The organism is Algoriphagus ratkowskyi (assembly GCF_002150505.1).
Taxonomy (GTDB): Bacteria; Bacteroidota; Bacteroidia; order Cytophagales; family Cyclobacteriaceae; genus Algoriphagus; species Algoriphagus ratkowskyi.
This window is the reverse complement of sequence record NZ_MSSV01000007.1, coordinates 43889-68448: the sequence shown is the minus strand read 5'-3', so window position 1 is coordinate 68448 and position 24560 is coordinate 43889. Positions and strand designations below refer to the sequence as shown.

Genomic DNA, 24560 nt, shown 5'->3' with positions numbered 1-24560 from the left:
TTATTTTAGCATAAAACCGACAGCCTAGCTGTCATTCTGTCTATATGAGCCAATTCGAAAATTCTGTGTTTCAAAACTTAATGGTCGGTGATTTTGCCGGTGAGGGAGATCTGATCCAGCTAATAACTGACGAAGAGGATGATACACCGGGAAAAGAAATTCTTGAAGAAGAAATTCCGATCCTTTCAGTGAGAAACACGGTCCTTTTTCCAGGAGTTGTCATCCCGATTACTGTGGGAAGACAGCGATCCATTCGTTTGGTCAAGAAAGCCCAAAAAGGAAATAAATTGATAGGAGTATGCGCTCAGATCAATCCAAATATCGATGATCCAGGGTGGGAAGATATCTATCAAGTAGGTACTCTCGCCAAGATTATTAAAATGATCGTCCTTCCTGACGGAAATACTACCATAATTATTCAAGGTAAAAAGCGTTTCAAAATCACTGAGCAAGTGACGGATGATCCGTATTTCATCGCTAAAGCAGAATATTTGGAAGAGAATTTTCCGAAAAGCTCCAAGAAGATTCAAGCCTTAGAAGAATCTTTGAAAGAATCTGCAACGCGCATTCTTCATTTGAATCCTGAAATCCCCCGTGAAGCTCAGGTTGCCTTGGACAACATTGACAATACACCTTTTTTAACTCATTTTCTGTCTTCCAATATCAATGCCCCGGTGGAAGCAAAGCAGCGATTGCTTGAGATTAACGATGGAGTAGAGCGTGCGACGCTTTTGCTTGAATTCATGATGAAGGATATCCAGATGCTGGAACTGAAGTCTGAGATCCAGAAGAAAGTGCATACAGATATTGATCAGCAGCAGCGAGATTATTTCCTGCGTCAGCAGATGAAAGTTCTTCAGGTTGAGCTTGGAGATGAAGGACCTGAAAAAGAAGTGGAGGACCTTGCCGCTCGGGGAGCTTTGAAAAATTGGCCTCCTGAGGTCAATAAGCATTTTCTGAAGGAATTGGATAAAATTCTCAGAATTAACCCTTCTGCAGCAGAATATCCGATCGCCTTGAATTACGCTGAAACCATGGTTGAATTACCTTGGAATGAGTTTACTCAGGATAATTTTGATCTCAAGCATGCTAAAAAGGTACTGGATGGAGATCATTTTGGCTTAGAAAAAGTTAAAGAAAGAATCATAGAATACCTTGCCGTCTTGAAGCTGAAGAATGATCTGAAAGGACCAATTCTTTGCCTTTATGGACCTCCAGGTGTGGGTAAAACCTCTCTCGGAAAGTCTGTAGCAGCGGCTTTGGGTAGAAAATACGTAAGAATGTCTCTTGGAGGGATGCATGACGAAGCGGAGATTCGTGGTCATCGCAAGACTTACGTAGGCGCGATGCCTGGCAAGATCATCCAGAATATGAAAAAAGTGAAGATCTCCAATCCAGTTTATGTACTGGATGAGATTGATAAGCTTTCTTCTGATTTCCGTGGCGATCCTTCTTCAGCTTTTCTTGAAGTGCTGGATCCGGAGCAAAACAATGCCTTCTTAGATAACTATTTGGAGGTAGAATATGACTTGAGTAAAGTGCTTTTCATTGCGACAGCAAATTCGCTGGATTCTATTCAACCTGCTTTGCGGGATAGAATGGAAATCATCGAAGTAACTGGTTACACGCAAGAGGAAAAGGTAGAAATTGCGAAGCGTCACTTAGTGCCAAAGCAACGAAAAGAGCATGGTTTGAAAGCTAAGCAAATTTCATTTGACAAGGGTGCTTTGGTTAAATTGATAGAAGATTACACTAGGGAATCAGGCGTAAGAAGCCTAGAAAGAGCAATAGGAAAAGTGGTCCGAAATATTGCTAAATCCATAGCGATGGAAGAGGAATATGATCCGAAAATCAATGCAGTAGCAGTAAGAAGAATACTGGGATCGGAGATTTTCGACAAGGAAGCTTACACGGATAACAACATTGCTGGCGTGGTGACGGGTCTGGCGTGGACAAGTGTAGGAGGAGAAATCTTATTTATTGAAACTAGCTTAAGTAGAGGAAAAGGTAAGCTTACACTTTCCGGGCAATTAGGAGAGGTGATGAAAGAATCGGCAATAACCGCTCTTTCTTACTTGAAATCGAAAGCTGATAAGTTGGGGATCGATCACCGGGTATTTGATCAATATGATCTACATATTCACGTTCCTGCTGGTGCAGTTCCTAAAGATGGGCCTTCCGCTGGTATTACGATGCTGACGGCTATGGCCTCTGTTTTCACACAAAGAAAAGTCAAAGCTAAAGTAGCGATGACTGGTGAGATCAGTCTGATAGGAAAAGTGATGCCTGTAGGAGGAATCAAGGAGAAGATATTAGCTGCCAAAAGAGCTGGAATCAAGGAAATTATCCTTTGCTACAAAAACCGACGTGATATCGAAGAAATCGATGCACATTATGTAAAGGGAGTGGAATTCCATTTTGTGAATAGAGTGGAGGAAGTATTGGAAATCGCTTTATTGAAAACGAAAGTCGATGACCCGCTTCAATTTAGACTACAACCTGAAAACGGAAAAGACAACCAGTAGGAATAGCAATGCTCCCTCTATTGGAGGCATTTTTACCTAAACTAACATACCATAACCGTTTAGATCGCAAGTGGCCACGTCGATCTGAACACATTTTAACCTAACATCATGGAAAAAATAATTTCACTTACTCCGAGACAGATTGTCGCTGAGTTGGATAAATATATTATTGGGCAAAACGATGCCAAGCGTAACGTAGCGATTGCTCTGAGAAATAGAATTCGACGCCTGATGGTGAAGACGGAGATCCAAAAGGATATAGTTCCAAACAACATTCTGATGATAGGTTCTACCGGTGTCGGCAAGACGGAAATTGCGAGAAGACTTGCCAAAATTGCCAATGCGCCATTTACCAAGGTGGAGGCCTCCAAGTTCACCGAAGTTGGTTATGTAGGGCGTGATGTGGAAAGCATGGTTAGAGACCTTGTGGAGCAGTCAGTAGCGCTTGTGAGAGAGCAGAAAAATGAGGCTGTAAAAGTGAAAGCTACCGAAGCGGTGGAAGAACTTATCTTGGATATTTTGATACCTCCAGTGAAAAGTGCCGGTTTCACTCGTGCTATCCCTGTGGATACGGAGGGTGATTCGGAGCCAAGTAGCGATGCAGAATTGAATGAGAGAACGCGTGATCGTTTTAGAGAAAAACTTCGTGACGGAGAATTAGATGATCGCAAAATCGAAATCAGCGTCAAAGCAGGCTCCTCAATGGGAGTAGGGATGATTGGAAATGGAATGATGGACGACGCAAGCATGGCCGGACTTCAGGATATGATTTCCAACATGATGCCTAAAAAAGTAAAAAAACGAAAAGTGAGTATTTCTGAAGCAAGAAAAATCTTGCTTGAAGAGGAAATGTCTAAGCTAGTTGATTTTGAGGAAGTGAAGGAAGAAGCAATCAAACTGGCAGAAAATAACGGAATTATTTTTATTGATGAGATTGATAAAATTGCTTCCAAATCCAGCAAGAATGGCGGTGGTCCGGACGTAAGTCGTGAAGGTGTACAGCGTGATTTATTGCCAATTGTTGAAGGATCAGCGGTAAATACCAAATACGGCGTGGTGAATACAGACCACGTACTTTTTATTGCTGCGGGAGCTTTTCATATCGCGAAGCCATCTGATTTGATTCCAGAATTGCAGGGTAGATTCCCGATTCGTGTTGAGCTGCAAAGTTTGACCCAGGAGGATTTCTCTAGAATTTTGCGCGAGCCAAAAAATGCACTTACCAAGCAGTATCAAGCGCTGTTTGAGGCGGAAGAAGTCTATCTTGAATTTACTGAGGATGCAATTGAGGAGATCGCCAGACTGGCATTTTTGATCAATCAGGAAGTGGAAAATATCGGAGCAAGAAGACTTCATACTGTGATGAGTCATCTACTTAATGACTTCTTATTTGATGTGCCGGATACAATCACTGCTAATTCTAAGATAATGGTGAACAAAGAAATGGTACTAGAGCGATTGAATACTCTCGTGAAAAATAGAGATTTGTCCCAGTATATTCTTTAATTGAGAACTTAAGTAGTTTAGCAATGCAAAAATCACTTCTTATACTTACTGGCCATAGCAAAGGCTTAGGGAGAGCCATTTTGGATACCTACCTGAAAAAGGATGAATTTGAAATTGTAGGGATTTCCAGAACGATACTTGGTCTCGAAGATTCCAAATTAAGCGAAATCAGTATTGATTTTGGGGATTTGGATGTGTTGGAGAATAAGCTTTCTGATTTGTTTCCAGCTGGGGATTTTAAAGAAGTGATCCTGATCAATAATGCTGGGTGGATAGGAGAGATCAAAGCAGTAGGAAGCCTTCAGGTGAGAATGATGAGGGAGAATGTTAATATTAATTTATTGGCTCCCATGTACTTGACTAACGCTTTTGTAGCGGCTTACAAAGACTTAGATGCGAAAAAAATCATCTGCAACATCAGTTCTGGTGCTGCTTCCAAGCCTATGGAAGGCTGGAGCAAATATTGCAGTACAAAGGCAGCCATAGCGATGTTTACGAAAGTTGCTGCAAAAGAAAATACCAATTCGCAATTCAGGTTTTTCAGCGTAGCTCCAGGAATAGTGGACACAGAGATGCAGCATGAAATCAGACTAGCTGATGGATTAGATTTTCCCGAAATCGAACGATTCAAAACGTACAAGGAAAATGGAGACCTATCCACACCTGAATCCGTGGCCGCCAAGATCAGCTACTTGCTACAGAATGAAAATGAATTCAAAGAAGTGATTCAGGATGTTCGGGATTTTGATTTGCCTTAGTTTTTACTGATGGTTAAATTGTCACCGCGAAACTCTCAAAATAATACTCGGGGAATGCAATCAGTTGTTTTAGCAATTCGATCTTGGAGACACAAACTTCGGCGATGAGAGCTCGCGTTATTCAATACTGATCACCGCGACTGCACACTTTTTACATCTTACTTTTTACTAATTTACTACTTACTACTTTTTCCCTTTTACTGCTGACAGCGTTTCAGCTCTTGTTTTTCGGGTAATCTGTAAACCAAAACTTTGCGTTTTCGGGTCTAAGCTGTATCCAATGTGCTGAATCAACGAGTAATCCATATTGTCCAGCAGTGGGGAGATTGTCAAAATTGCCACCGAAAAAATCAATAAAATCATTCATCCCTGGGTTGTGCCCAACTATGAAGATTAATTCATGTGCATCATCTTGTCTCTGTATGCATTTCAAAATCATAGAATAAGAGGCATGGTAGAGGTTTTTATCATAGACTATTTTTGATTTGGGTAGATGAAGTACCTCTGCAAGTAGTTCGGAAGTTTGTGAAGCGCGTATGGCTGTAGAACTAACTATGAGATCAGGAATTATGCCTTTTTCCTTTAATCTAAAGCCCATTTCTGGTACATCATCAAGTCCTCGAGTAGCTAAGGGCCTATCGTGATCTGTCAAATTGGAATTGTTCCAAGCAGACTTCCCATGTCTAACCAAAATTATTTTCTTCATTTTCGGAATAAAAGAATTATTATTTTGTTTTTTTTAATTGAATATTTATTTTAGCACTCTTTCAATTACAATTTATTACAAATTATTATGTCTACGGGAACAGTAAAATTTTACAATGAGGCCAAAGGGTTCGGATTTATCGTTGACGATGAATCTCAAAGCGAAGTATTCGTACACGCAACCGGGTTGGTAGATCAGATCGCACAGAACGACAAAGTAACTTATGACATCAAAGAAGGCAACAAAGGCCCTAATGCTGTCAATGTAAAAAGAGCTTAATTAAGATCTTTTTTTGTTAGCGAGAATCAATCCTCTGAAGTTTACTCTTCAGAGGATTTTTTATGTATACCTGTTGGCTCCTTTGATCCAACATCTAATTGTTTAGGACTTATATCTTCCCCTGGTCTGGATATTTTTTCCTGCCAGTTCGAAGGTATTGACTTAAGGTAAAGGTCTCTTTTTGGAAATGGGATCTCAATCTCATGTTCGGCGAATTTCTCGAAAATAGTACTCATCACCTCTGCACGTACATCTACCCAAATATCCATACTTTCCACCCAGAATAATACACGAAAGTCCACCGAACTATCATTGAATGTTTGCATATATACCTTTGGAGAAGGAGCTTTAAGTATTCTTTCTTGGCTCAGCACTTCTTCCAGCACAGACTTCACAGTTTTCATGTCAGAGCCATATCCAACTCCAATAATCAATTCTACTCTTCGTTTTTTATCAGAGAGCGTCCAGTTAATCAAGCTTTGCGAAAGCAAGTCGCCATTCGGGACTACAATCTCTGAACCATCATAAGCCTGAATCTTACTGGCCCTGATTCCTACCTCCTTCACAGTTCCGGAATTTTCTCCCACCTGAATCTCATCCCCGATCTGAATAGGGCGCTCAAAGGCTAAAATTACACCAGAAACGAGGTTGTTGATAATCGTTTGCAAACCGAAGCCAATGCCGACTGATAATGCTCCTAATACTATGGCGATTTTGTCAAATGGAATTTTGGCGGCTGTCATACCTATGAAGAACCCTATTGTCAAAACGGCAAGTCTGATAATTAGCACGGAACTTCCCAATCTCTGCTTCCTAGATATTGCTGTTTTCTGATCTTTAACCGACGCAAAATAAGCGATGTTATTAGCTAGAAAGGTAGATACATATAAAATGGTGATAAAAAGTAGAATACTACCAAATTGAAAAACAGTTTCCCCCAAGGTGCGGTCCTGAATAAGGAAGTCGTAAAACCATTTATAGACATCGTCAAAATATCCCAATTGCCATAAGACTCCGTACACCCAAATTGAGATGGCGAAAGCATACAGCAAGCCTTTCATTCGCTTCTGTAAATCCTGGAAATCAAAATAGGTGGTGAAGCCATCTGTCTCTTTTTTGCTATTCTCAATAAATAGATAAATAGCTTCCAGAAATACATTGACAAAAAGAAACAAGCCTATGCCTCTATAAAATAGTACAGCACCTGTGACTGCATAAGTTTTAGATAAATTAAATCTTCCCATCACATTTGTTAGGAAAGCGAATGTTTCAATGGCTATCAAAAAGATAGCGAGATACTTGACGAATTTGTGTCGTTTGTTTTCACTTGAATTGGCATACTTCAACAGCAAGATGCCCATGATAATGAATAGTATGGTTGATAAGAGGATGAACCATCTTTCTTGATACGCAACTTTCCAGTTCAAACTGCTTAAAGCAAGCAGTATGTAAGGGGTAAGGAAAACAAACCAGATTTTTTTAAAGTAATCTCCAAACTGTTCTTTAACCAGCAAGCTAGATGCTATGACCATCATCAATGACAAGATGGATATGAAAACTAAAGGAGGCTTATTGAAAACAATCAGAAATACAGGTACCAGAATTAGTAAAGTAGATATGAACGTATGCTTTTTAAAGTATTTGATACGATCAAGAATTAGGGAGGCAAAATCTTTTTGCTTACTAATTTCATTGATAGTTGATTTTATTTTTAAATAGAATAAAATTAAAATCACTACGCATATCAGAAAAATGTAACCTGTCCGCTCCAGGTAAGCTTTCATCAACGCGATATTAAATTCCATTGACTCTTTGACTACAGATGAGAAAATTATGTCGCCTGAATATGTGGAGGGCTGCCATGCGTAGTTGATTTCTTTAGTCCAATATTGCCTATCTAGTCTCTTTTTGTTTTGATTTAAGTATTGTTTTAAAGACAGAAAAACCACAGCGTTTTCAGATATTCTAGCTTGAAACTTTGCTGTTAGGATCTCTTGTTCCAAGTAAATGCTGTCAATTGTTCTCAAGGAATTATTTAGCATTTTGAGCTCATGATTAATCTCAGGAATCAGAGTTGAATCACGCAGCGTCATAGCAAAAAGTGAATCTGATTTAATTGCATTTAGTTTAGTACCTACATCAGTTAGAATTTCGACACGTTCTTGAATTCTATTTTGGAAGGATTTATTAAGGTCCCCGACGGTAGCGACCAAATTTTCCATACCTATCAAATAGCGATGGTTGAGGTACTCAGAATCTCGTTCAGTCCTAGCCTTTATCCTTACCGCGATAAGATTTATTTCAGGAAGCTGAGTGGACATATCCGTCGTGTCCAAGTAATCTGAGAGTTCTATCTTTATTTCGCTCAGATCGAAGGCATATTGCTGCGCTTTATTGATTACTTGAGTGAGAACAGCACCTGCGGATTTGGGAGCCTGAGCAGGTGCGGGTGTTGTGCCCTCAAATTTGAAAAGCGTGTCAATAGCTGTGATAGAATTTGATTTATTAGTTTCTGCTGGGGCTGCATTATTTTGGGCTTGGCCTAATAGTGAAATGGAAAGGATAAAACTTATTGCTAATAACAAGCGCTTCATAAATTCAGATTTGAGTTTAATATAGAGAAAATCGTTCTAAATGGCATTTGAAGCACAAACCTTAAGTACTATTCGCGATTTTGTGAGATTAATTTTCTTCTATATGCAAGGATACAAGATTTACGGACGATATGATTTAGCTTATATTAAACATCCAGCGGTAAAATTGAGTTACAGACTTACCAGTTAACTATGGAAGTTAGAAGCTGAGAATTTACAGTAATGTGCTCAAATGCGGTTAATTCATGTTAATTTGACCAAACGCTTAAATTTTAAGCTGTTATAGTTGGACCTTTTTGAGCGACAATCAGTTTATGTAGTTGTAAAATAAACCAAAAAAATATGAGCAAAAGACAATTCTTTCTGGGAATGCTTCTTGCCTCTTTAATCGGAGGCATTGTCGTCCTAGCGGGCGTTAGGTTTCTCACGCAACCAAACAGTGGAAATAGCTTCGATGAGAAGCAGCCAATGAGTTTTGCCAACTTACTTTCAGGGGCTGAATTCACGGTTCCTGATGGAATCAATTTTGTAGCATCAGCTGAAGCAGTGGTACCGGCAGTGGTTCATGTGAGAAGTGAAATGACCTATTCTGGTAGCAGCAGAGGCCGTAGAGATCCTATAAAGGAGTATTTTGGGATACCTCCCAGAGAAGAACAGGGAGGAAGCGGCCAAGAGCGACCTTCTGTGATGAGTACAGGCTCAGGAGTGATTATTTCGCCAGATGGCTATATAGTGACAAACAATCATGTAGTAGAAAATGCTACAAGGCTGCTGATATCTCTGGATAACAATAAGCGATACGTGGCCAAAGTAATTGGAACTGATCCAACAACCGATCTGGCCTTATTGAAAATTGACGCCGAAGGATTGCCTTTTGTAAGGTTTGGAGATTCTGACATGACTAAAATTGGAGAATGGGTGCTTGCTGTTGGGAATCCATTTGATCTAAACTCTACAGTTACTGCAGGAATTATTTCTGCAAAAGCCAGGAATATCGGGATTCTTAGAAATGTGGAAGATAATCTTTCTGTGGAAGCATTCTTACAAACTGATGCGGTAGTAAATCCAGGTAATTCAGGAGGAGCACTTGTCAATCTTGCTGGAGAGTTGATCGGTATCAATACTGCTATTGCGAGCAAAACAGGAACATTCAATGGCTATTCATTTGCAGTGCCAAGTACGCTGGTGAAAAAAGTAATGGATGATCTCATGAAGTATGGTACTGCACAACGAGCTTTGCTTGGCGTTGGGATCTTAGATGTTAGTCAAGAGCTAGCTGAGGGACTTGGAGTTGATTTTCCAGTAGAGCAAGGAGTCTATGTAAGCCAAGTAAATAAGAATAGTGGAGGCGAGGAAGCTGGTCTCAAGGCAGGTGATATTATCGTCAGCGTGGACGGCAGAGTGACTAATAATGTAGCTAACCTGCAGGAAATGGTTGCAAGAAAGCGACCTGGGGACAAAGTAGATGTGGAATATATCCGTGGTGGAAAAACAATAAAAACTAATGCAACACTGAAGAATTTTGCGGGAACAACAGACATCGTAGAGAAAGTAATCCCTATAACCTATGAATTTCAAGGGGTTAGCTTCGAAGAAGTGCCGCAAGGAATAAAGACACAATTAGAGCTTGCTGGTGGAGCTGTAATTGCATCAGTGAAGGGTGAAAAATGGAAAAATGCCGGCGCAAGAGCAGGATTTATCATTACGTCCATTATTACAGAAAGCGGAAGAGTTAGGATTACTAGCGTAGATAGATTACTAGAAGTTTTAAATGATACAGAAGGTGATCCTATAGTCGTACTCGGAATGTTCCAAGATGGTACGGAATATTACTTTGAGGTAAATTGAGTGAATAAAAATTGATAAATGGACAGGCCGCTGAGAGATCATCGGCCTGTTTTTTTGTGATTAGGTGTAGAAGGACAGGTTTTCTGAACATATTTACTATTTTACTTCCCCAATAAATTCACTCCGTATGAAAAAATATTTTTCAAGTTTTACTTCTTGCTTTTTACTGTTGATTTTAAGCAATACCGTTCTAAGTCAAACTCCATCCACCAAACTTGTTCCCCAAGGAAATCAGCCATTAAATGGGGTTTCTGCTACTCGTTTGGATCGTATAGATCAAATGCTAGATCAAACCCTAAGCGATAACCAAGTTCCCGGTTTGGTAGCGTTAATTGTAAAGGACGGGAAGATAGTCTATCATGAAGCCAAAGGTTTCGCCGATGTTCCTTCCGGTACTCAGATGGCTAAAGATCAAATTTTTAGAATTGCTTCTCAGACCAAAGCAATCACTTCCACTGCGGTGATGATGCTTTGGGAAGAGGGGAAGTTTAAACTGGATGATCCGATCTCAAAGTTTATTCCTGAGTTCTCTGATCCTCAGATTTTGACTGGGTTTCGGAATGCAGACTCTTCTTTTTCTTCCGAAAAATCCCCACGCCAAATCACCATTAGGCACCTGATTACTCACACTTCTGGAATAGGATATGGGATGATCGACGGCAATGAGCAGATGAAAATGATTTATGCTAAAGCTGGAATAGTAGATTTATTTACCACCGAGCCTGTGAAAATCAGTGATAACATTAAGAAACTGGCAAAGTTGCCACTTCATCATGCGCCAGGCACTAAATATACCTACAGTGAAGGTCTCGATGTGTTGGGTTACTTTATAGAAGTGATCTCAGGGATGCCATTTGATGAATTTCTCCAAACTAGGATTTTTGATCCAATGGGAATGAAAAATACAGGATTCTATTTGAATGAAGCTCAGGGTAAAAAACTAGTGACAATACACCGAAAAATGAATAATCAATGGGAGTCTTATCCTATGACTTTCTATGATCCTGATTACCCTAAAACTGGCTCAAAAACCTTCTTTTCTGGTGGAGCAGGACTTTCATCGACTGCTGAGGACTATGCCAAATTCCTGCAAATGTATCTCAATGGTGGAGTTTACAATGGAACGAGATTTCTGAGTTCTACTACGATCAAAACTATTATGAGTAATCAAGTGGGTGATTTATTAGGTAATGGTGGAAAAGATTATGGATTAGCCTTTGGACTTGTGGATGAAAACGGAGTAACACAAGGTGGGATCGGAAGCTTAGGAACCTTTGATTGGGGTGGATATTTCAATACCCAGTATTTCGCAGATCCTGTGACCAATACTATAGGGATATTAATGAAGCAAACCCAGGGAGGAACTGGGGATGAATCTGCTTGGAAGTTCCGGCAAATGGTTTTTGCTGCAATTGAATAGTGAATCCGCTTGTCTGACAAGAACGATTACAAACTTTCTAAGCGATTGAAATTACGTTCTTTTGTAACCCATCTCATAAGAGGCTTAAACGCTTTCAGACGTGATGCATTAAAAAAAGGGAAGCCAGTCGACTTCCCTTTTTTTTTGTGTGCTTGTCCAACTAAGTCGCATAAACTACTTATGCTCTCGGCGCTTCCTTTGTGCCCTTCGCAGTTAAAGAAACCTTAATCTACGACCAACTTATAGGTAGGATCCTCGATCACATTGACATCGATCAGCTCATCAGCATTCGCTAGTAGCTTTTTGCAATCAGGGCTCAGATGCTTCAAATGTACTTTTTTACCTACTTTATGATAGCGCTCAGTCAATTTGTTTAGAGCTTCAATGGCGGACATATCCACTACACGACTTTCTTGGAAATCTATGATCACTTCAGCTGGATCATTGAGTACATCAAATTTCTCATTGAATGCTGCAATAGAACCGAAGAACAGGGGGCCAAACATCTCGTAATGCTTTACTCCATTCGCATCGATATTCTTTCGAGCACGGATTCTTTTAGCATTGTCCCAAGCGAAAAATAATGCTGCTAGAATTACACCTACTAAAACAGCCAAGGCCAAGTTGTGCAAGAAGGCAGTAATCAAGGTTACCAAGACCATCAAGAAAACGTCCGATTTTGGCATTTTGGTAAATGTTCGAAGGCTTGCCCATTCAAAGGTGCCTATAGAAACCATGATCATCAGGCCTGTCAATGCTGCCATTGGAACTTGCTCTATTAAGCTAGATCCAAACATGATGAATACTAAAAGCATGACGGACGCTACAATTCCGGAAAGTCTCGCTCTTGCTCCAGATGAGATATTAATCAAACTCTGGCCAATCATGGCGCAACCACCCATTCCTGAAAACACTCCAGAAAGCATGTTGGCAATACCTTGTGCAACAGCTTCCTTGTTTCCGCGACCTCTTGTCTCAGTGATTTCGTCTATTATGTTTAGCGTCAATAAACTTTCAATCAAACCAACACCGGCTACAATCGCAGCATAAGGGAAAATAATCTGAAAGGTCTCAAATGTGAAGGGAACAGCAGGAAGGTGAAAAGGAGGGAAGCCACCTTTGATGGCTGCAATATCACCAACAGTTTTGGTGTCAATATTTAAAACAGTAACCAATCCAAATACAACCAAGATTGCCGTCAACGATGCTGGAACTGCTTTAGTTAACTTTGGTAAACCCCAAATGATCAACATGGTCAGGAAAACTAGTCCAAGCAATATATATAATGTAGAGCCAGACAACCAGCTTCCATCACCACCTTTGAATTGATCTAATTGAGACATAAAAATGATGATGGCTAGGCCATTAACAAATCCAAAGATTACTGGATGAGGAACTAGGCGCATTAATTTACCAAGCTTCAAGGCTCCAGCTGAGACTTGCAGTATACCCGCCAAAACAACCGCAGCGAAGACATATTCTACGCCGTGAGTCGCAGCTAAAGTTACGATCACCACCGCTACAGCACCTGTAGCTCCAGAGATCATTCCTGGACGGCCTCCCAGAATGGAGGTAACAAGCCCCATCATAAATGCAGCATATAAGCCAGTGAGCGGCGAAAGTCCAGCGATCAATGCAAAAGCTACAGCCTCTGGAATAAGTGCCATGGCTACTGTAAGACCAGAGAGAACTTCCGTTTTGTAATCAACTTTTTGGCTGAAGTCGAATAGGTTGAAATATTGTTTCAATGTGTAAATAGGTTTAGCGAGAGAAGTCGCTCATGATGAAAACAGGTTGCAAAGATAGACAAAAAGCGCAATTCGAAATTTTATTTGGCGGATTAGCCTTAATATCTCGCTTTAACTAGCAGTCTAAGCTGGTTGGAGAGATACTTTGTTACATAAGATAGGAAGGAGTTGATTCAATTGGGCAGGTGAAAAATATGATTATCGTCTGTAGAAATAGGAGAACATTATATGCAGCTTTTAATTGATCTGGTAAAATGATAAAACCCTTCAGGATTCCTTTATAAGTAATCTCTTTTTCTTTTATTGGCCATTATCCCTTTAGGATTTCCAAGTCTGAAAGGTTGATAAGATTATTGAAATCGTATCCCGATAAGTTGATTAATTCCCAGAGGGATGATATCGATTAAATTCAATTAGCATGGTTAGGCTACTGCTTTTTTGATGAAAAATAAATCCCACTACTGGAGAAGCAGAATAACATACTCTGTGCTTGCTGTGCTAAACATTGTGTTTTTCGCGACAAATAAAAAAAAGGATAGCCGTGTGGCTATCCTTTTAAGTAGGTGCTGTTTTGAATTAATTGTTTCCTCTTGATGTACTAGAACTTGTTCTTGTAGTACCAGAAGAAGTTCGAGAAGTCGAAGCGGGTGCTGTTCTAGAACTAGTAGAACTTCCAACCTGTGGAGTAGACCGACTAGTCGCTGGTATAGATCTAGTCTGAGAACTTGGGGTACTCCAAGTCGTTGGACTTGTGGACTGCGTTCTAGAAGTCGCCGGCTGTGTTCTTGTAGAAGTACTTGGCGCTGTTCTATTTTCAGTTGATCTCATTACCGGAGCAGACTGAGTTCTTGTTTGAGTTGATCTTGTCTCAGGCTGTCTGCTACTTTCTGTTCTTACTGTTGGAGCAGAAGTTCTGGTCTCATAACTCCTAGAGTTGGTATAGTCTCCTTGACTCTCACGAGTTGGTGTGGAGGTTCTAGTTTGAGTGCCCGAATATGGTGCAGTCTCAAATTCGCCACGGTTAGAAGTAGGGGAGGTAGATCTTACACCTGAGGACTCAGAGCGACTAAGACTTGCTCCACTACTTTCTTGAGATCGTGATGTACCTGCGGAAGTGCTGGCTGATCGGCCAGATACTGCTTCTGATCTACTAGTCTGGCTAGAAGGCCTTGCAGCAGGTTGCGTTCTAGCATCTCCGGATGATAGTGTTCTAGATGGTCTGGCAGCAATAGTAGTTCCATTTGCACTTTGCAAATCAGGTCTATAAGCACTTACAGAATTTCTCGAAGCAACAGTTCGACCTGCGGAATTACTGCTTTCTACTCTACGTTCAGGGTAGGATCGTTTCGTCACTCGTTCCACCTCTTTTTGTGATGGTCCACCGTAGTAGTGGTTGTTGTTGTAAACTATGGTATTGTGAATAATGGTCGTATTATTATAGATGTTTACTCTTCGTCCATAAGGCACATAGTAATTGTAAGCATTTGCGTAGCCAAATCTTCGTTGAGGGACAAACACCCAATAGTTTGCAGGAATGTTTACTCTAAAGTTAATGGAGAAACCAGGTCCCATCGGTGCCCAGCCATAGTATCCACCACCTGATCTCCAGTCCACCCAAGCAGGTCCCCAGTTATAATCAGGGATCCACGCCCAGCTGCGGTAGTTGTCGTCGTAGTACCATCGTCCGTAGTGGAAAGTCGCCCATCCCCAGTCGTAATCTGAAACCCAGGTATTGCCATAACCAGTCATTACCCAGTGCCCGTTGGTGCCATAAGGATGGAAATCGTCATAAACAGAAGGCAACCATACATAGCCATATCGCCCATCTTTCACCCAATCACCATAAGGCATCAATTCATCATAGAATACTTGAAAGGAAACTCCTGCAGGTTTATTTGCTTTAGCTTCAGCAGGCATAATCCAAATTAAAGCGATGATGCCCATCATCAAGTTTCTCATCCATCGCGGTACTTGTAGAGTTTTCATGTATAGTGGGTTTAGAAGTTAAATAATTGGTTTGACATTCTTGTTGGCTTAATAATCTTCTTCTTTATAGATGCAATTACCTATTAAAAGGATGCATGCATACTAAAACCAAAATCAGGCCAAGTTTCTCATGTTCATTGAAATGAATTAGCTGACAGGTCCTTTTACGTAAAAAAATAGATCAACAGTTCCCTGAAATTCAGATGATTTCTTAAGATTGTCTTAAGAAATGGCAACATATATAAAAATATTAATTAAGTTATTTTAGGCTAAAAAATATTTTTGATATGGTTTTTATGTTTTAAGATAAAAAATCAGAGATGATTGTGGAGGTTTTCTTGAAAAAGTTTTTTACAACTGCAGTAAAAAATTTTAACTGTACCGAATCTTGCGACTAACCAAATTGAATTCTTTAGGCATCTCTACAAGTCTTTCAAAGTTGTTTAGGTATTTAGTTGCTACTGGAAAAGAAGCGTATGTGTATTTTCTTAATTAAAGCTGCTTCTTTTAAAGCTATTTTCGAGTCACCTTTATCGTTTACAATGCTACAATCATCTCTCAATCTTTAGATCAAAAAGTAATGTTTTACTCCATGAGGTTTTGTTTTTAAGTACTTATTTTTGGCAATATCCAGGATGATCTGTAGCTGGGCCATATCAACTCATTGGCAGCAGCATTCCCGGTGAACTCTCTTTTCTCCTCATTCCAAATCAATTCCTCAGCTCCAATTCTTGCTGCGATATTTGGGATGTGGGCATGCATTGCTGCAATTCTACCAGCCTCTGGAGGACAAATAGGTTGATTTCTTGTTTTGATGCATTCTACAAAATTGGCAACGTGGAGATTGTGGCTGTCAGTCATTCCTTCCAGTTTTTTAGCTTCTATTTTTGGGGCTTTCGCCTCTGGATCCCATTCCGGATAGATTTCATATCCACTGCGATTCACTACTAGCGTACCTTTTTCGCCAACATATCCTATTCCATAAGGTTTGCCATATGGCCCGGTTTGTAGTCCGCCATTCATATCATAATTGATCAAAAAGTCTTTTTTAGGATAGAGGACATTCATCGTATCAAAGGTGTCTCGATCCCGGTTTGCCAAATCTACATTAGCTGCATAAGTCAAAACTCGAGAAGGGACTGCAGGTGTAGCTTCCGCCCAGATCGCCATATCCAACAAGTGCACGCCCCAGTCAGACATCAGCCCTCCGCCATAATCCCAGAAATGCCTCCAGCTTCCATGAAAACGATTTGGGTTAAAGTCTTTGTCAGGTGCAGGTCCAAGCCAAAAATTATAATCTACTCCTGCAGGAATTGGAGTCGTTGGTTGAATAAAATTGCCAAGTCCGTAATTGAAGTTTGACCAGATATTTACCTTTCTAATTTTACCTATGTATCCACCTTTTACCAAATCGCGGGCCTCGATAAACGCGCGTCCTGAGCGTTGTTGTTGACCCACCTGCATGATTCGATGGTACTGATTTGTCGCATCCACCATTAACTCACATTCGCCTATTGTATTCGCCATCGGTTTTTCTACATAAACATCCTTCCCAGCTTGACATGCAGCTACAGTGATCAGGCAATGCCAATGATCGGGCGTGCCGATTATTACCGCATCCACATCGTTGCGTTCCAACAAGATTCTGAAGTCCGTATATCGATTCGGTTTTTTACCGGTCGCAGATTCTACTTCCTCGATTCTCCGATCAAGCACATTTTGGTCTACATCACAGAGAGCTACACAATCGACTTCCGGCAATGCGAGATGATGACGAAGAATTCCAAATCCCATATTATTGCAACCTATGAGTGCTACCCTAACCCGGTCACTTGCAGCGATGCCTTGTTTGGCTTTTAGTAGAGAAGGTGCAAGCCAAAGTCCGCCAGCGATGATTCCAGTAGATTTGATAAAGTGGCGTCGGTCGGTCATTAGGTTTTGATTTTTAATAAAGTGAAAAATGGTGAATTCAAAATACGGGAAATAGTGATGAATAGAAAGTTCGGCAGAATAAAATCTGGTAAAGAATGTTTTCTAGCTTAAAAAAAAAATTTCATAAATGAGCGTGTAAACAAATTAGCTAGCTGGAGTAACATCTTACAACTCAAAGGATATAAGTTTTTCCAACTCTTTAATAAAGAGGAAAAAACTAAATTTTTTTTTAGCATAAAAATATCGTTTGCGGATATTTAGCTACGTTTTAAGGATTAGTTGACCCAGTAATTATCCTAGCAGGACTAACATCTTTCCAAATAATTGTATTTAGGTCTGGCAGATAATTTGTCACAAGAGTTGATCTTACTAATTCTTTCTGGAAAGGCCGATTGGGGAAGTAGATTAAAAAAAATACATTCATGATCAGCATGCTTTTTAAGAAATGTGTCAGTTGTACATCTTTTTTAAAAAAGTATTTCAAAAGCAATTAGATTAATACTCAGTCTCCTTTATGCAAATACCGCATATCTGAATATGATCTTTAAACATTGTCTGATGCTATCTAAGGGAAATATATTCTAGTAGCATATTGATCCTAATTATAAATTTGGGTCCTATGAAATTGATTAACTAAAATTGATGAATTCATTTATTGTAGTACTCTTCATAATTGGGCTAGTAACATTTTCCATGGCCTGGATGCCTTTTCTATCTAAGAAACTTGGAGTATCCTATTCTGTATTCTATATGGCTGCGGGAGTTTTGCTGTATTGGCTATTTCCCGATCACCTGCCCAGTCCACTCCCTCAAGAAAATGAATCTGTCGTACTTCACCTAACAGAACTGATTGTTATCATTTCATTAATGGGAGCGGGCTTAAAGATTAAACGTACCTTTTCTTTAAAAAATTGGAGCTTACCATTGCGTTTGGTATTCATAGGCATGCTGCTAGGAATAGTAGTTTCTGCATTGTTGGGTTATTTTATGTTGGGCCTGAACTTGGCTGCAGCTCTATTATTGGCCGCAGTATTAGCGCCTACCGATCCAGTGCTAGCCTCAGATGTCCAAGTTAGTCCTCCTAACGAAAAGAAGGATTCAGAAACAAAATTTGCCTTAACCGCAGAGGCTGGAATCAATGATGGGTTAGCGTTCCCATTTACCTGGCTAGCAATAACTGTTGCTGCGATCAGTGCTGGGATTGATGATACACTGTGGAGTTGGTTAACGTTCCATTTCATTTACAAAATAGTAGCAGGATTAATAGCAGGGTTTTTATTAGGCAAGGCCGCAGGTTATTTGATTTTCGATTTCTCTAAAAAGTATAAGTTTTTAGAGAAATTAGATGGGTTCGTTGCGCTATCGATGACTTTGTTGGTATATGGACTTACTGAAATGATACATGGATATGGGTTTATAGCTGTATTCGTTTCCGCGCTGACGCTTCGTAACTATGAGAAGAACCATGAGTACCACGAGTCCATGCACTCATTTACGGATCAAGTAGAGAGGATTTTTGTAGTTCTTTTATTGATGCTTTTTGGAGGGGCTATCTCACTGGGTGTTCTAGAAAACTTAACTTGGAATATGGTATTTTTTGTGTTGTTATTACTTCTTGTCATTCGCCCGGTAGTTGGCTATTTGAGTCTGCTGGGTACGGATATTTCAAAAAGGGAAAAATTGACAATCAGTTTTTTTGGTATCAGGGGTTTGGGTTCAATTTTCTATCTGGCTTTTGCATTCCAAGAAATCAGTTTTGAGTACCAGGATGAGCTCTGGTCTATTGTGTCATTAACTGTAGCCTTGTCAATTTTAATTCATGGACTTACAGTCAGCATGGCTATGAAAAAAGTGGGTGATTAAAAGGATTTGGCTGTCTCCAGCAAGGAATTAAGGCTAGGCTCTGCCCTGAGACTAACTTTCTATGATAACTCCTAAAAAGATATTATTAGATTTTTGCAGCTGTTTTACTCGGCTTGCCTGACTAAAGATAAAAAGTCTGGAATACGCTCATGGGTTCTATTTGAAAGTTGGAAAGAGGGTGGTGTGAGAGTCGTACTCCCGCTGTGCGGGACAGTCTGCGGGCTTATTACTCAAGGCCGACTTGTTCAGAGGGCCTAATTTTTTTATTTTTCTATTGATATTTCAAACTCTTTCAAGCATTCGTCTAATAATTGGCCATCATTATGAATGCACCGACAAAACTCAAATCCAACAGCTTCATTTCTAGTGTTCTCAAATTGCTTGTTACAGTCTGACAGAGAATTTCTTGGCATGACGTCATATCCAAATCGTGCAAATGAAATCGTAAGCACCACAGTAATAAGTACTCCAGAGAAAAACAAAAATGGAAATTTTGTACTGTATTTCGTTGGCTTTTGTACAATACCAAGGTCGGAGAATTGTTTTAGAGGCAATAGATATCTAATCCTATCATAATTCCATATAAGAAGATATAGGTTGGCCAAAACCATCAAAGGTGATGTTACAATCGACCCTTCAAAACGAACTGCATATGAGAGTAACCAAATATTTATAATAATTGGAAAATATAACACCGCTCCTAAAGCCACAGTTCTAGGTATTAGCAACAAAACAGCGGCAACTACCTGAGCAATTCCTATAAATGTATAATAATAGCCTGTGCGATGTAATGCTTCCAAATAAGCTCCCATTGGATGAATGTCTGATAAGCCACTTGCAAATCTTTCACCTAAAATTTTCACCATTCCCGCAACTATAAAAGCATAGGCTAATACCAATCGACAAAAGATTGAAAATAGCCAATACCATCTATTTCCCTTGATTTTGAGATAGAATTGTTCGAATGTTTGTGGCGTGTTCAATTGATTGAAGATTAATTAATAATACCTAAAATTTTGCCAAATCCACCACGTACCCATCATTTGATCAGCCTCTTATCCAGAATATAGATTCTATTTCTTTCGCATTTGATGATTCCAATTGTTTTCCAAATTGCTGAGAACTGCTGTGACATTCAGCTTCCTTGTGGCATTAAGCTCTCCTAATTCCTTATGGGTGAGAAAAACATCAATTGGTTGGGATTGTGGTTTATCTACAGCCGTGTTTTTAAAAATCTTAAAATATAAATATAAAGTAAACAAGAAAGGCTAGCCGAAAAATCGACTAGCCTTTTAAACTATCTGCTGCTGAGACAATCTCCTCTCATCATTATGAAATAGACTTATATCCTTACATGATAATGATATATTTATTAGTTTATTTTTTATCTATTAAGTATATCCACTTTTACACCAGTAAAACATTAAAAGCAATATATTCTATGGTAAACACTTGTAATGAGGCTACTTCGGTCACCTTCTCCAGATAGCTATCGGAAAGTATAATCGCTAGTCATGCTTTCAAAACTTACATGATTTCGGATAATCATATTATTTAATTATCTAAATATCTTTGCTATTGTAGGTATTGGATCTTTTATAGTTAATTCTAAATACGTGTTATTATAATGTAAGTAGTTTTGCTTTGTGAACCGCTTCATCATCATTTTTAAGGCATCGCCACTTCTTATTACAATTTTATTTGAAGCACTCGTTTTAGGAACTTCTTTTTTTAATGCTAACAGGCAAGAAGTATATGGGAAATTTACGCCTGTAAATAATGTAGCAAGAACACTTGCCCAATACCGTGGATTCATTTCAATGACTTTAAAGTCTTGGGTATTTTCATCATACCTTAAAGCTATATTATTGACCCCAGTCCAATTGAATTTTTCAACAATTTCTTTTACAATTTCGTAAACTGCTTCATTATCAGCAAATTCCATTGCATATGCCCAAGGGTCATCAATTACATACTTGATACTTTTCTGAATTGTATGAATTATAATTTTTCCATCAATACTTATAACACTACAATCAATATCATAACCATTTATATAAGATTGAATAACGTGATCTTCAGAATTTTTAAATTTATTATTCCAGTTATATAGTTCTTGTATATTTTTAATTATCTGTATACCTCTCCCTCCGCATCCAATAATTGGCTTTAAAATTATTGGAAAAGTGAGCGTTGATATAATATCATCTAAATTATCGGTTGATTTAAAAAGTATTGTTTCGGGCTGAGGGAGGTCGTTTACTTTAAGCCATTTTGAGAGAAGCCACTTATCATTGGCTGTATCAAAAGCTTCAATTTCCGGGATAGGGGCAACAGCGATCAGTTTTGAGAGAATATCCTTATTCGCTGCAGCTAGACGAATAAATTCTATGTCAATTGGCAATAAAATGTCTGCGTTTGTTTCTTCTATTGCCTCAATAATAGCCTTTAGTTTCCCTTCTTCAGTTTCTACATTGGGATAGTGTAGGAATTTTGTGATGTGTCGTGAATAACGGACAGGATGATTCTTATCCTTGGATAAAACAAAGATTTTAATTTTCTTTATTTCTCCTAAACATCTAACGATTGACAGTGTGTTCGGCGTATCTCCGTCTGGAATCAAGACGGAAAATGATACTTTGTCTACTATTTTTTGCATTTTAAAAATATTAAGGATAAAACGAGATATAAACTAAATCTTATTTTTAAGAAAAATGTTTTTGCTTAAAAAGTGGTTTTTCTCATTAAAAAATCCTTTTTTTAAGGATTGATATTTCAGTTCTAAATATGAATAAAACTATGTGATTTTTTTCATCTTCCAAAAGAAAACTCAGATTATTTTAATAATAAAATAATAATAATATAACATTTTTTAAAAGGCTAAATATATTTATATGCCTTATCGGTAATGTCTAATTAATTGCCTGTATATAGCCTATATATTCCTAAATCCTTATTAGAAAAATTATATCATTACGATGAAGAAAAATATTAAAGTGTACTAATTTTTTGAATCATTACTAAGGGATTCGATATTGTAAATAAGGCATTAAACTACCTGGTAATTAAGTGTTTCAGGTTCATGTATAGGCGTTTGCTATTCACAATTGAACCAATTGAGTAGTTTTAACTAACTCAAATAATTAATAAAGAAATATTTAGGTTTGACCGCATAAAACTACGTTGATCTCCAGTCATTTAGCTGTGCTTCAATATATTGATGATATAAACAAGCTAACACTCTAGTTTACACCATTCTAACACAACTTTATTACAGTTGTTCTAGGTGTGTCAGGAGTAGTGTAGAATGGAGGCTGCTATTTTATGTAGTTGGAGTGAAACCCAAAGTTTGATACATGGTCTGGTGCACACCGCCAATTTCTATTGAGCTTTCAAAACTTTTGCATAGGTAAATGTAAGGTCTAGCACCTTCTTGCCTAGGTTATAGTTAAAGATCAACTATCAATTAATCTGATTTATATCCAGAATGTAGATTCTATTCCTATCGTATTTGATGATTCCTTTTGTTTCTAAGTTGCTAAGAACTGTGGTGACCATCTGCCTGCTTGTTGCAGTGAGCTTGCCAATTTCCTTATGGGTGAGCTTCATATCCACATGCCACTGATTTGGAAATCCGGCGATTTGCCTTCCAAATTCAGTAGTAAAGTCCTTGATAAACCAAGTAATTCTTTGTTCTGAAGTCTTAAAAATCAAGTTCTCCAGGCGGGTTTGTATTTTCTTGATTCGAAGACCGATGAACTTGGTGATGGCGAAATTTAAATCGGGATTTTTAGCCATCAGCTCTTTGAAACGCTCTTGATTGACTTTGCAAATGACCACATCCTCTGTAGCTATAGCCAAATCTTCTCTTAAGTTATCACCTGCCAAAACTAGCTCTCCAAATATTTCCCTTGGTCCTAGAATACTCAGGATCATTTCTTTCCCTGTATCGGAAACCTTTGAGATTTTGACCTTGCCCTTTTTCAAAAAATAAATAGTTCTCGCTTCATCCTGCGGAAAATATACAGCCTGATTCTTCGCCACATCAGCCATGACTGTCATCTTCTCTAAATCCATAAGCTCATGAGGCTTCAGCACATTCATCATACTGAAATTATCAAGGTACCAGATGTTGGCGTTTTCAATCATAGCGGGAATTGATTAACTATTTAATCGAACAGGATAGGCTCAAATTAGTTATTAACTGGGATACTATCCGATAAATTGATGTCTGTCTTTATAAAGACACTTTAAATGATGTGATTTTCGTAGTTTAAATCCTTATTCGTTTTTCTAACCAACAACCAAAAACGAATTATAATAAACCAACAACTCAAACAAATTATCCATGATACTCAACTCATTTCAGCAGAAGCTTAACGACGAAAACCCATATGATTTCTCCGGATTAAAAGCCGTTTTTCTCAATTGCACCTTAAAGAAATCACCTGAGAAATCTCATACCTCGGGTTTGATCAGCATGAGTCAGGCCATCATGGAAGCTAATGGTGTTTCGGTGGAAGTAATTCGGCCAGTAGATCATCAGATCGCTTTTGGAGTATATCCCGATATGACAGAACATGGCTGGGAAATAGATGAGTGGCCTGCGATTCAGAAGAAAGTGATGGATGCAGATATTCTCGTGCTCTGCACACCAATCTGGCTAGGCGACAAATCTTCCATCGCAACGATGGCTATCGAACGCTTGTATGGCCTTTCTGGTGAAGTGAATAAGCAAGGTCAATATGCCTATTATGGACGTGTTGGCGGATGTTTAGTGACAGGAAATGAGGATGGAATTAAGCATTGTGCAATGAATGTCCTCTATTCCTTGCAGCATTTGGGCTATTCTATTCCACCACAGGCAGATGCAGGTTGGATAGGAGAGGCGGGTCCAGGGCCTTCATATATGGATAAAAATTCTGGTGGACCTGAGAATGAATTCACCAATAGAAATACAACCTTCATGACCTGGAACTTGATGCACTTGGCAAAAATGCTGAAAGACCAAGGTGGTATTCCTGCCTATGGAAATCAGCGAACTGAATGGGATGCCAAATCGAATAAAGATCATCCAAATCCTGAGTATAGGTCGTAGAGGGATGATTGATTTTCTATCTAGGGTGAAAACTGTAGCGTATTAGTAGAGCGCTGGTGGCTTAGACTGGGTGAAGTTTTCAACTTCACCCTTATTTTTTTTCAATTTATACTTGACTTGGGCAAGAAGGTGTAAATAACTACCGACAACTATATGGAACTACACCTTTTGATCTCAACACTTATTCCACTTCACTCGGAGAGGACTTTCTTTGTTACTTTTGAAGGCCAAAAGTAACCAAAAGCCTTTTCCCTAAATGATTCTTCAAATCAGTGATGGCTCTGCTAAAATGATTTT

16 protein-coding genes are annotated in these 24560 nt (G+C 39.0%); 8 read left to right on the top strand and 8 right to left on the bottom strand.

The window, feature by feature from the left end; all coding sequences use genetic code 11:
- Positions 1-44 precede the first annotated feature (44 nt).
- From lon to BVH02_RS08785, 3 genes are all read left to right on the top strand, one after another.
- The gene (gene lon, locus BVH02_RS08795) at positions 45-2525 is read left to right on the top strand and encodes an endopeptidase La (RefSeq protein ID WP_086501068.1); all 2481 of its coding nucleotides are present in this window, start codon (positions 45-47) and stop codon (positions 2523-2525) included.
- A 108-nt stretch (positions 2526-2633) separates the two neighbouring features.
- Entirely contained in the window at positions 2634-4031 is a 1398-nt protein-coding gene (gene hslU, locus BVH02_RS08790) for an ATP-dependent protease ATPase subunit HslU (protein ID WP_086501066.1), read from the top strand.
- 23 nt (positions 4032-4054) lie between these two features.
- Positions 4055-4789, top strand: a complete 735-nt coding sequence (locus BVH02_RS08785; protein ID WP_086501065.1) for an SDR family NAD(P)-dependent oxidoreductase — start codon at positions 4055-4057, stop codon at positions 4787-4789.
- Positions 4790-5003: 214 nt separating this feature from the next.
- Here the strand turns inward: BVH02_RS08785 and BVH02_RS08780 are convergent, their stop codons facing one another.
- The gene (locus tag BVH02_RS08780; protein WP_086501064.1) at positions 5004-5495 is read right to left on the bottom strand and encodes a SixA phosphatase family protein; all 492 of its coding nucleotides are present in this window, start codon (positions 5493-5495) and stop codon (positions 5004-5006) included.
- Positions 5496-5582: 87 nt separating this feature from the next.
- Between BVH02_RS08780 and BVH02_RS08775 the strand changes: the two genes are divergently transcribed.
- Positions 5583-5774 (top strand): cold-shock protein, encoded by a 192-nt coding sequence (locus BVH02_RS08775; RefSeq protein WP_086501062.1) that lies wholly within the window; start codon positions 5583-5585, stop codon positions 5772-5774.
- A gap of 41 nt (positions 5775-5815) precedes the next feature.
- On the opposite strand, the gene BVH02_RS08770 is transcribed toward BVH02_RS08775, so the two are convergent.
- Entirely contained in the window at positions 5816-8368 is a 2553-nt protein-coding gene (locus tag BVH02_RS08770; protein ID WP_086501061.1) for a mechanosensitive ion channel family protein, read from the bottom strand.
- Positions 8369-8710: 342 nt separating this feature from the next.
- Between BVH02_RS08770 and BVH02_RS08765 the strand changes: the two genes are divergently transcribed.
- Positions 8711-10216 carry a trypsin-like peptidase domain-containing protein gene (locus BVH02_RS08765; RefSeq protein WP_086501059.1) on the top strand — a complete coding sequence of 502 codons (1506 nt, stop codon included), beginning with the start codon at positions 8711-8713 and terminating at the stop codon, positions 10214-10216.
- A 127-nt stretch (positions 10217-10343) separates the two neighbouring features.
- Positions 10344-11636 carry a serine hydrolase domain-containing protein gene (locus BVH02_RS08760; protein ID WP_086501058.1) on the top strand — a complete coding sequence of 431 codons (1293 nt, stop codon included), beginning with the start codon at positions 10344-10346 and terminating at the stop codon, positions 11634-11636.
- Positions 11637-11860: 224 nt separating this feature from the next.
- Here the strand turns inward: BVH02_RS08760 and BVH02_RS08755 are convergent, their stop codons facing one another.
- From BVH02_RS08755 to BVH02_RS08745, 3 genes are all read right to left on the bottom strand, one after another.
- Positions 11861-13384, bottom strand: coding sequence for a SulP family inorganic anion transporter (locus tag BVH02_RS08755; RefSeq protein ID WP_086501056.1), 1524 nt, complete (start codon positions 13382-13384; stop codon positions 11861-11863).
- A 576-nt stretch (positions 13385-13960) separates the two neighbouring features.
- A complete protein-coding gene (locus tag BVH02_RS08750) occupies positions 13961-15370 on the bottom strand; it encodes a DUF6600 domain-containing protein (protein WP_086501055.1) in 1410 nt (469 codons plus the stop codon).
- Positions 15371-15976: 606 nt separating this feature from the next.
- Positions 15977-17302 carry a Gfo/Idh/MocA family protein gene (locus tag BVH02_RS08745; RefSeq protein ID WP_086501053.1) on the bottom strand — a complete coding sequence of 442 codons (1326 nt, stop codon included), beginning with the start codon at positions 17300-17302 and terminating at the stop codon, positions 15977-15979.
- 642 nt (positions 17303-17944) lie between these two features.
- Between BVH02_RS08745 and BVH02_RS08740 the strand changes: the two genes are divergently transcribed.
- A complete protein-coding gene (locus BVH02_RS08740; protein ID WP_086501052.1) occupies positions 17945-19165 on the top strand; it encodes a cation:proton antiporter in 1221 nt (406 codons plus the stop codon).
- Between the two features lie 263 nt (positions 19166-19428).
- Here the strand turns inward: BVH02_RS08740 and BVH02_RS08735 are convergent, their stop codons facing one another.
- The 3 genes from BVH02_RS08735 to BVH02_RS08720 all read right to left on the bottom strand — a co-directional run bounded on the left by BVH02_RS08735 (position 19429) and on the right by BVH02_RS08720 (position 23314).
- Positions 19429-20148, bottom strand: a complete 720-nt coding sequence (locus BVH02_RS08735; protein WP_086501050.1) for a hypothetical protein — start codon at positions 20146-20148, stop codon at positions 19429-19431.
- A 575-nt stretch (positions 20149-20723) separates the two neighbouring features.
- A complete protein-coding gene (locus BVH02_RS08725) occupies positions 20724-21824 on the bottom strand; it encodes an ATP-grasp domain-containing protein (protein WP_086501047.1) in 1101 nt (366 codons plus the stop codon).
- Between the two features lie 803 nt (positions 21825-22627).
- A complete protein-coding gene (locus BVH02_RS08720; RefSeq protein WP_086501046.1) occupies positions 22628-23314 on the bottom strand; it encodes a Crp/Fnr family transcriptional regulator in 687 nt (228 codons plus the stop codon).
- A gap of 199 nt (positions 23315-23513) precedes the next feature.
- Between BVH02_RS08720 and BVH02_RS08715 the strand changes: the two genes are divergently transcribed.
- Positions 23514-24263, top strand: coding sequence for a flavodoxin family protein (locus BVH02_RS08715; protein WP_086501045.1), 750 nt, complete (start codon positions 23514-23516; stop codon positions 24261-24263).
- Positions 24264-24560: the final 297 nt, after the last annotated feature.

Excerpts from the sequence above, each read along its gene's own strand:
- lon (WP_086501068.1), top strand. The coding sequence starts at position 45 with ATGAGCCAATTCGAAAATTCTGTGTTTCAAAACTTAATGGTCGGTGAT.
- hslU (WP_086501066.1), top strand. The coding sequence starts at position 2,634 with ATGGAAAAAATAATTTCACTTACTCCGAGACAGATTGTCGCTGAGTTG.
- BVH02_RS08785 (WP_086501065.1), top strand. The coding sequence starts at position 4,055 with ATGCAAAAATCACTTCTTATACTTACTGGCCATAGCAAAGGCTTAGGG.
- BVH02_RS08780 (WP_086501064.1), bottom strand. The coding sequence starts at position 5,495 with ATGAAGAAAATAATTTTGGTTAGACATGGGAAGTCTGCTTGGAACAAT.
- BVH02_RS08775 (WP_086501062.1), top strand. The coding sequence starts at position 5,583 with ATGTCTACGGGAACAGTAAAATTTTACAATGAGGCCAAAGGGTTCGGA.
- BVH02_RS08770 (WP_086501061.1), bottom strand. The coding sequence starts at position 8,368 with ATGAAGCGCTTGTTATTAGCAATAAGTTTTATCCTTTCCATTTCACTA.
- BVH02_RS08765 (WP_086501059.1), top strand. The coding sequence starts at position 8,711 with ATGAGCAAAAGACAATTCTTTCTGGGAATGCTTCTTGCCTCTTTAATC.
- BVH02_RS08760 (WP_086501058.1), top strand. The coding sequence starts at position 10,344 with ATGAAAAAATATTTTTCAAGTTTTACTTCTTGCTTTTTACTGTTGATT.
- BVH02_RS08750 (WP_086501055.1), bottom strand. The coding sequence starts at position 15,370 with ATGAAAACTCTACAAGTACCGCGATGGATGAGAAACTTGATGATGGGC.
- BVH02_RS08745 (WP_086501053.1), bottom strand. The coding sequence starts at position 17,302 with ATGACCGACCGACGCCACTTTATCAAATCTACTGGAATCATCGCTGGC.
- BVH02_RS08740 (WP_086501052.1), top strand. The coding sequence starts at position 17,945 with ATGAATTCATTTATTGTAGTACTCTTCATAATTGGGCTAGTAACATTT.
- BVH02_RS08725 (WP_086501047.1), bottom strand. The coding sequence starts at position 21,824 with ATGCAAAAAATAGTAGACAAAGTATCATTTTCCGTCTTGATTCCAGAC.
- BVH02_RS08720 (WP_086501046.1), bottom strand. The coding sequence starts at position 23,314 with ATGATTGAAAACGCCAACATCTGGTACCTTGATAATTTCAGTATGATG.
- BVH02_RS08715 (WP_086501045.1), top strand. The coding sequence starts at position 23,514 with ATGATACTCAACTCATTTCAGCAGAAGCTTAACGACGAAAACCCATAT.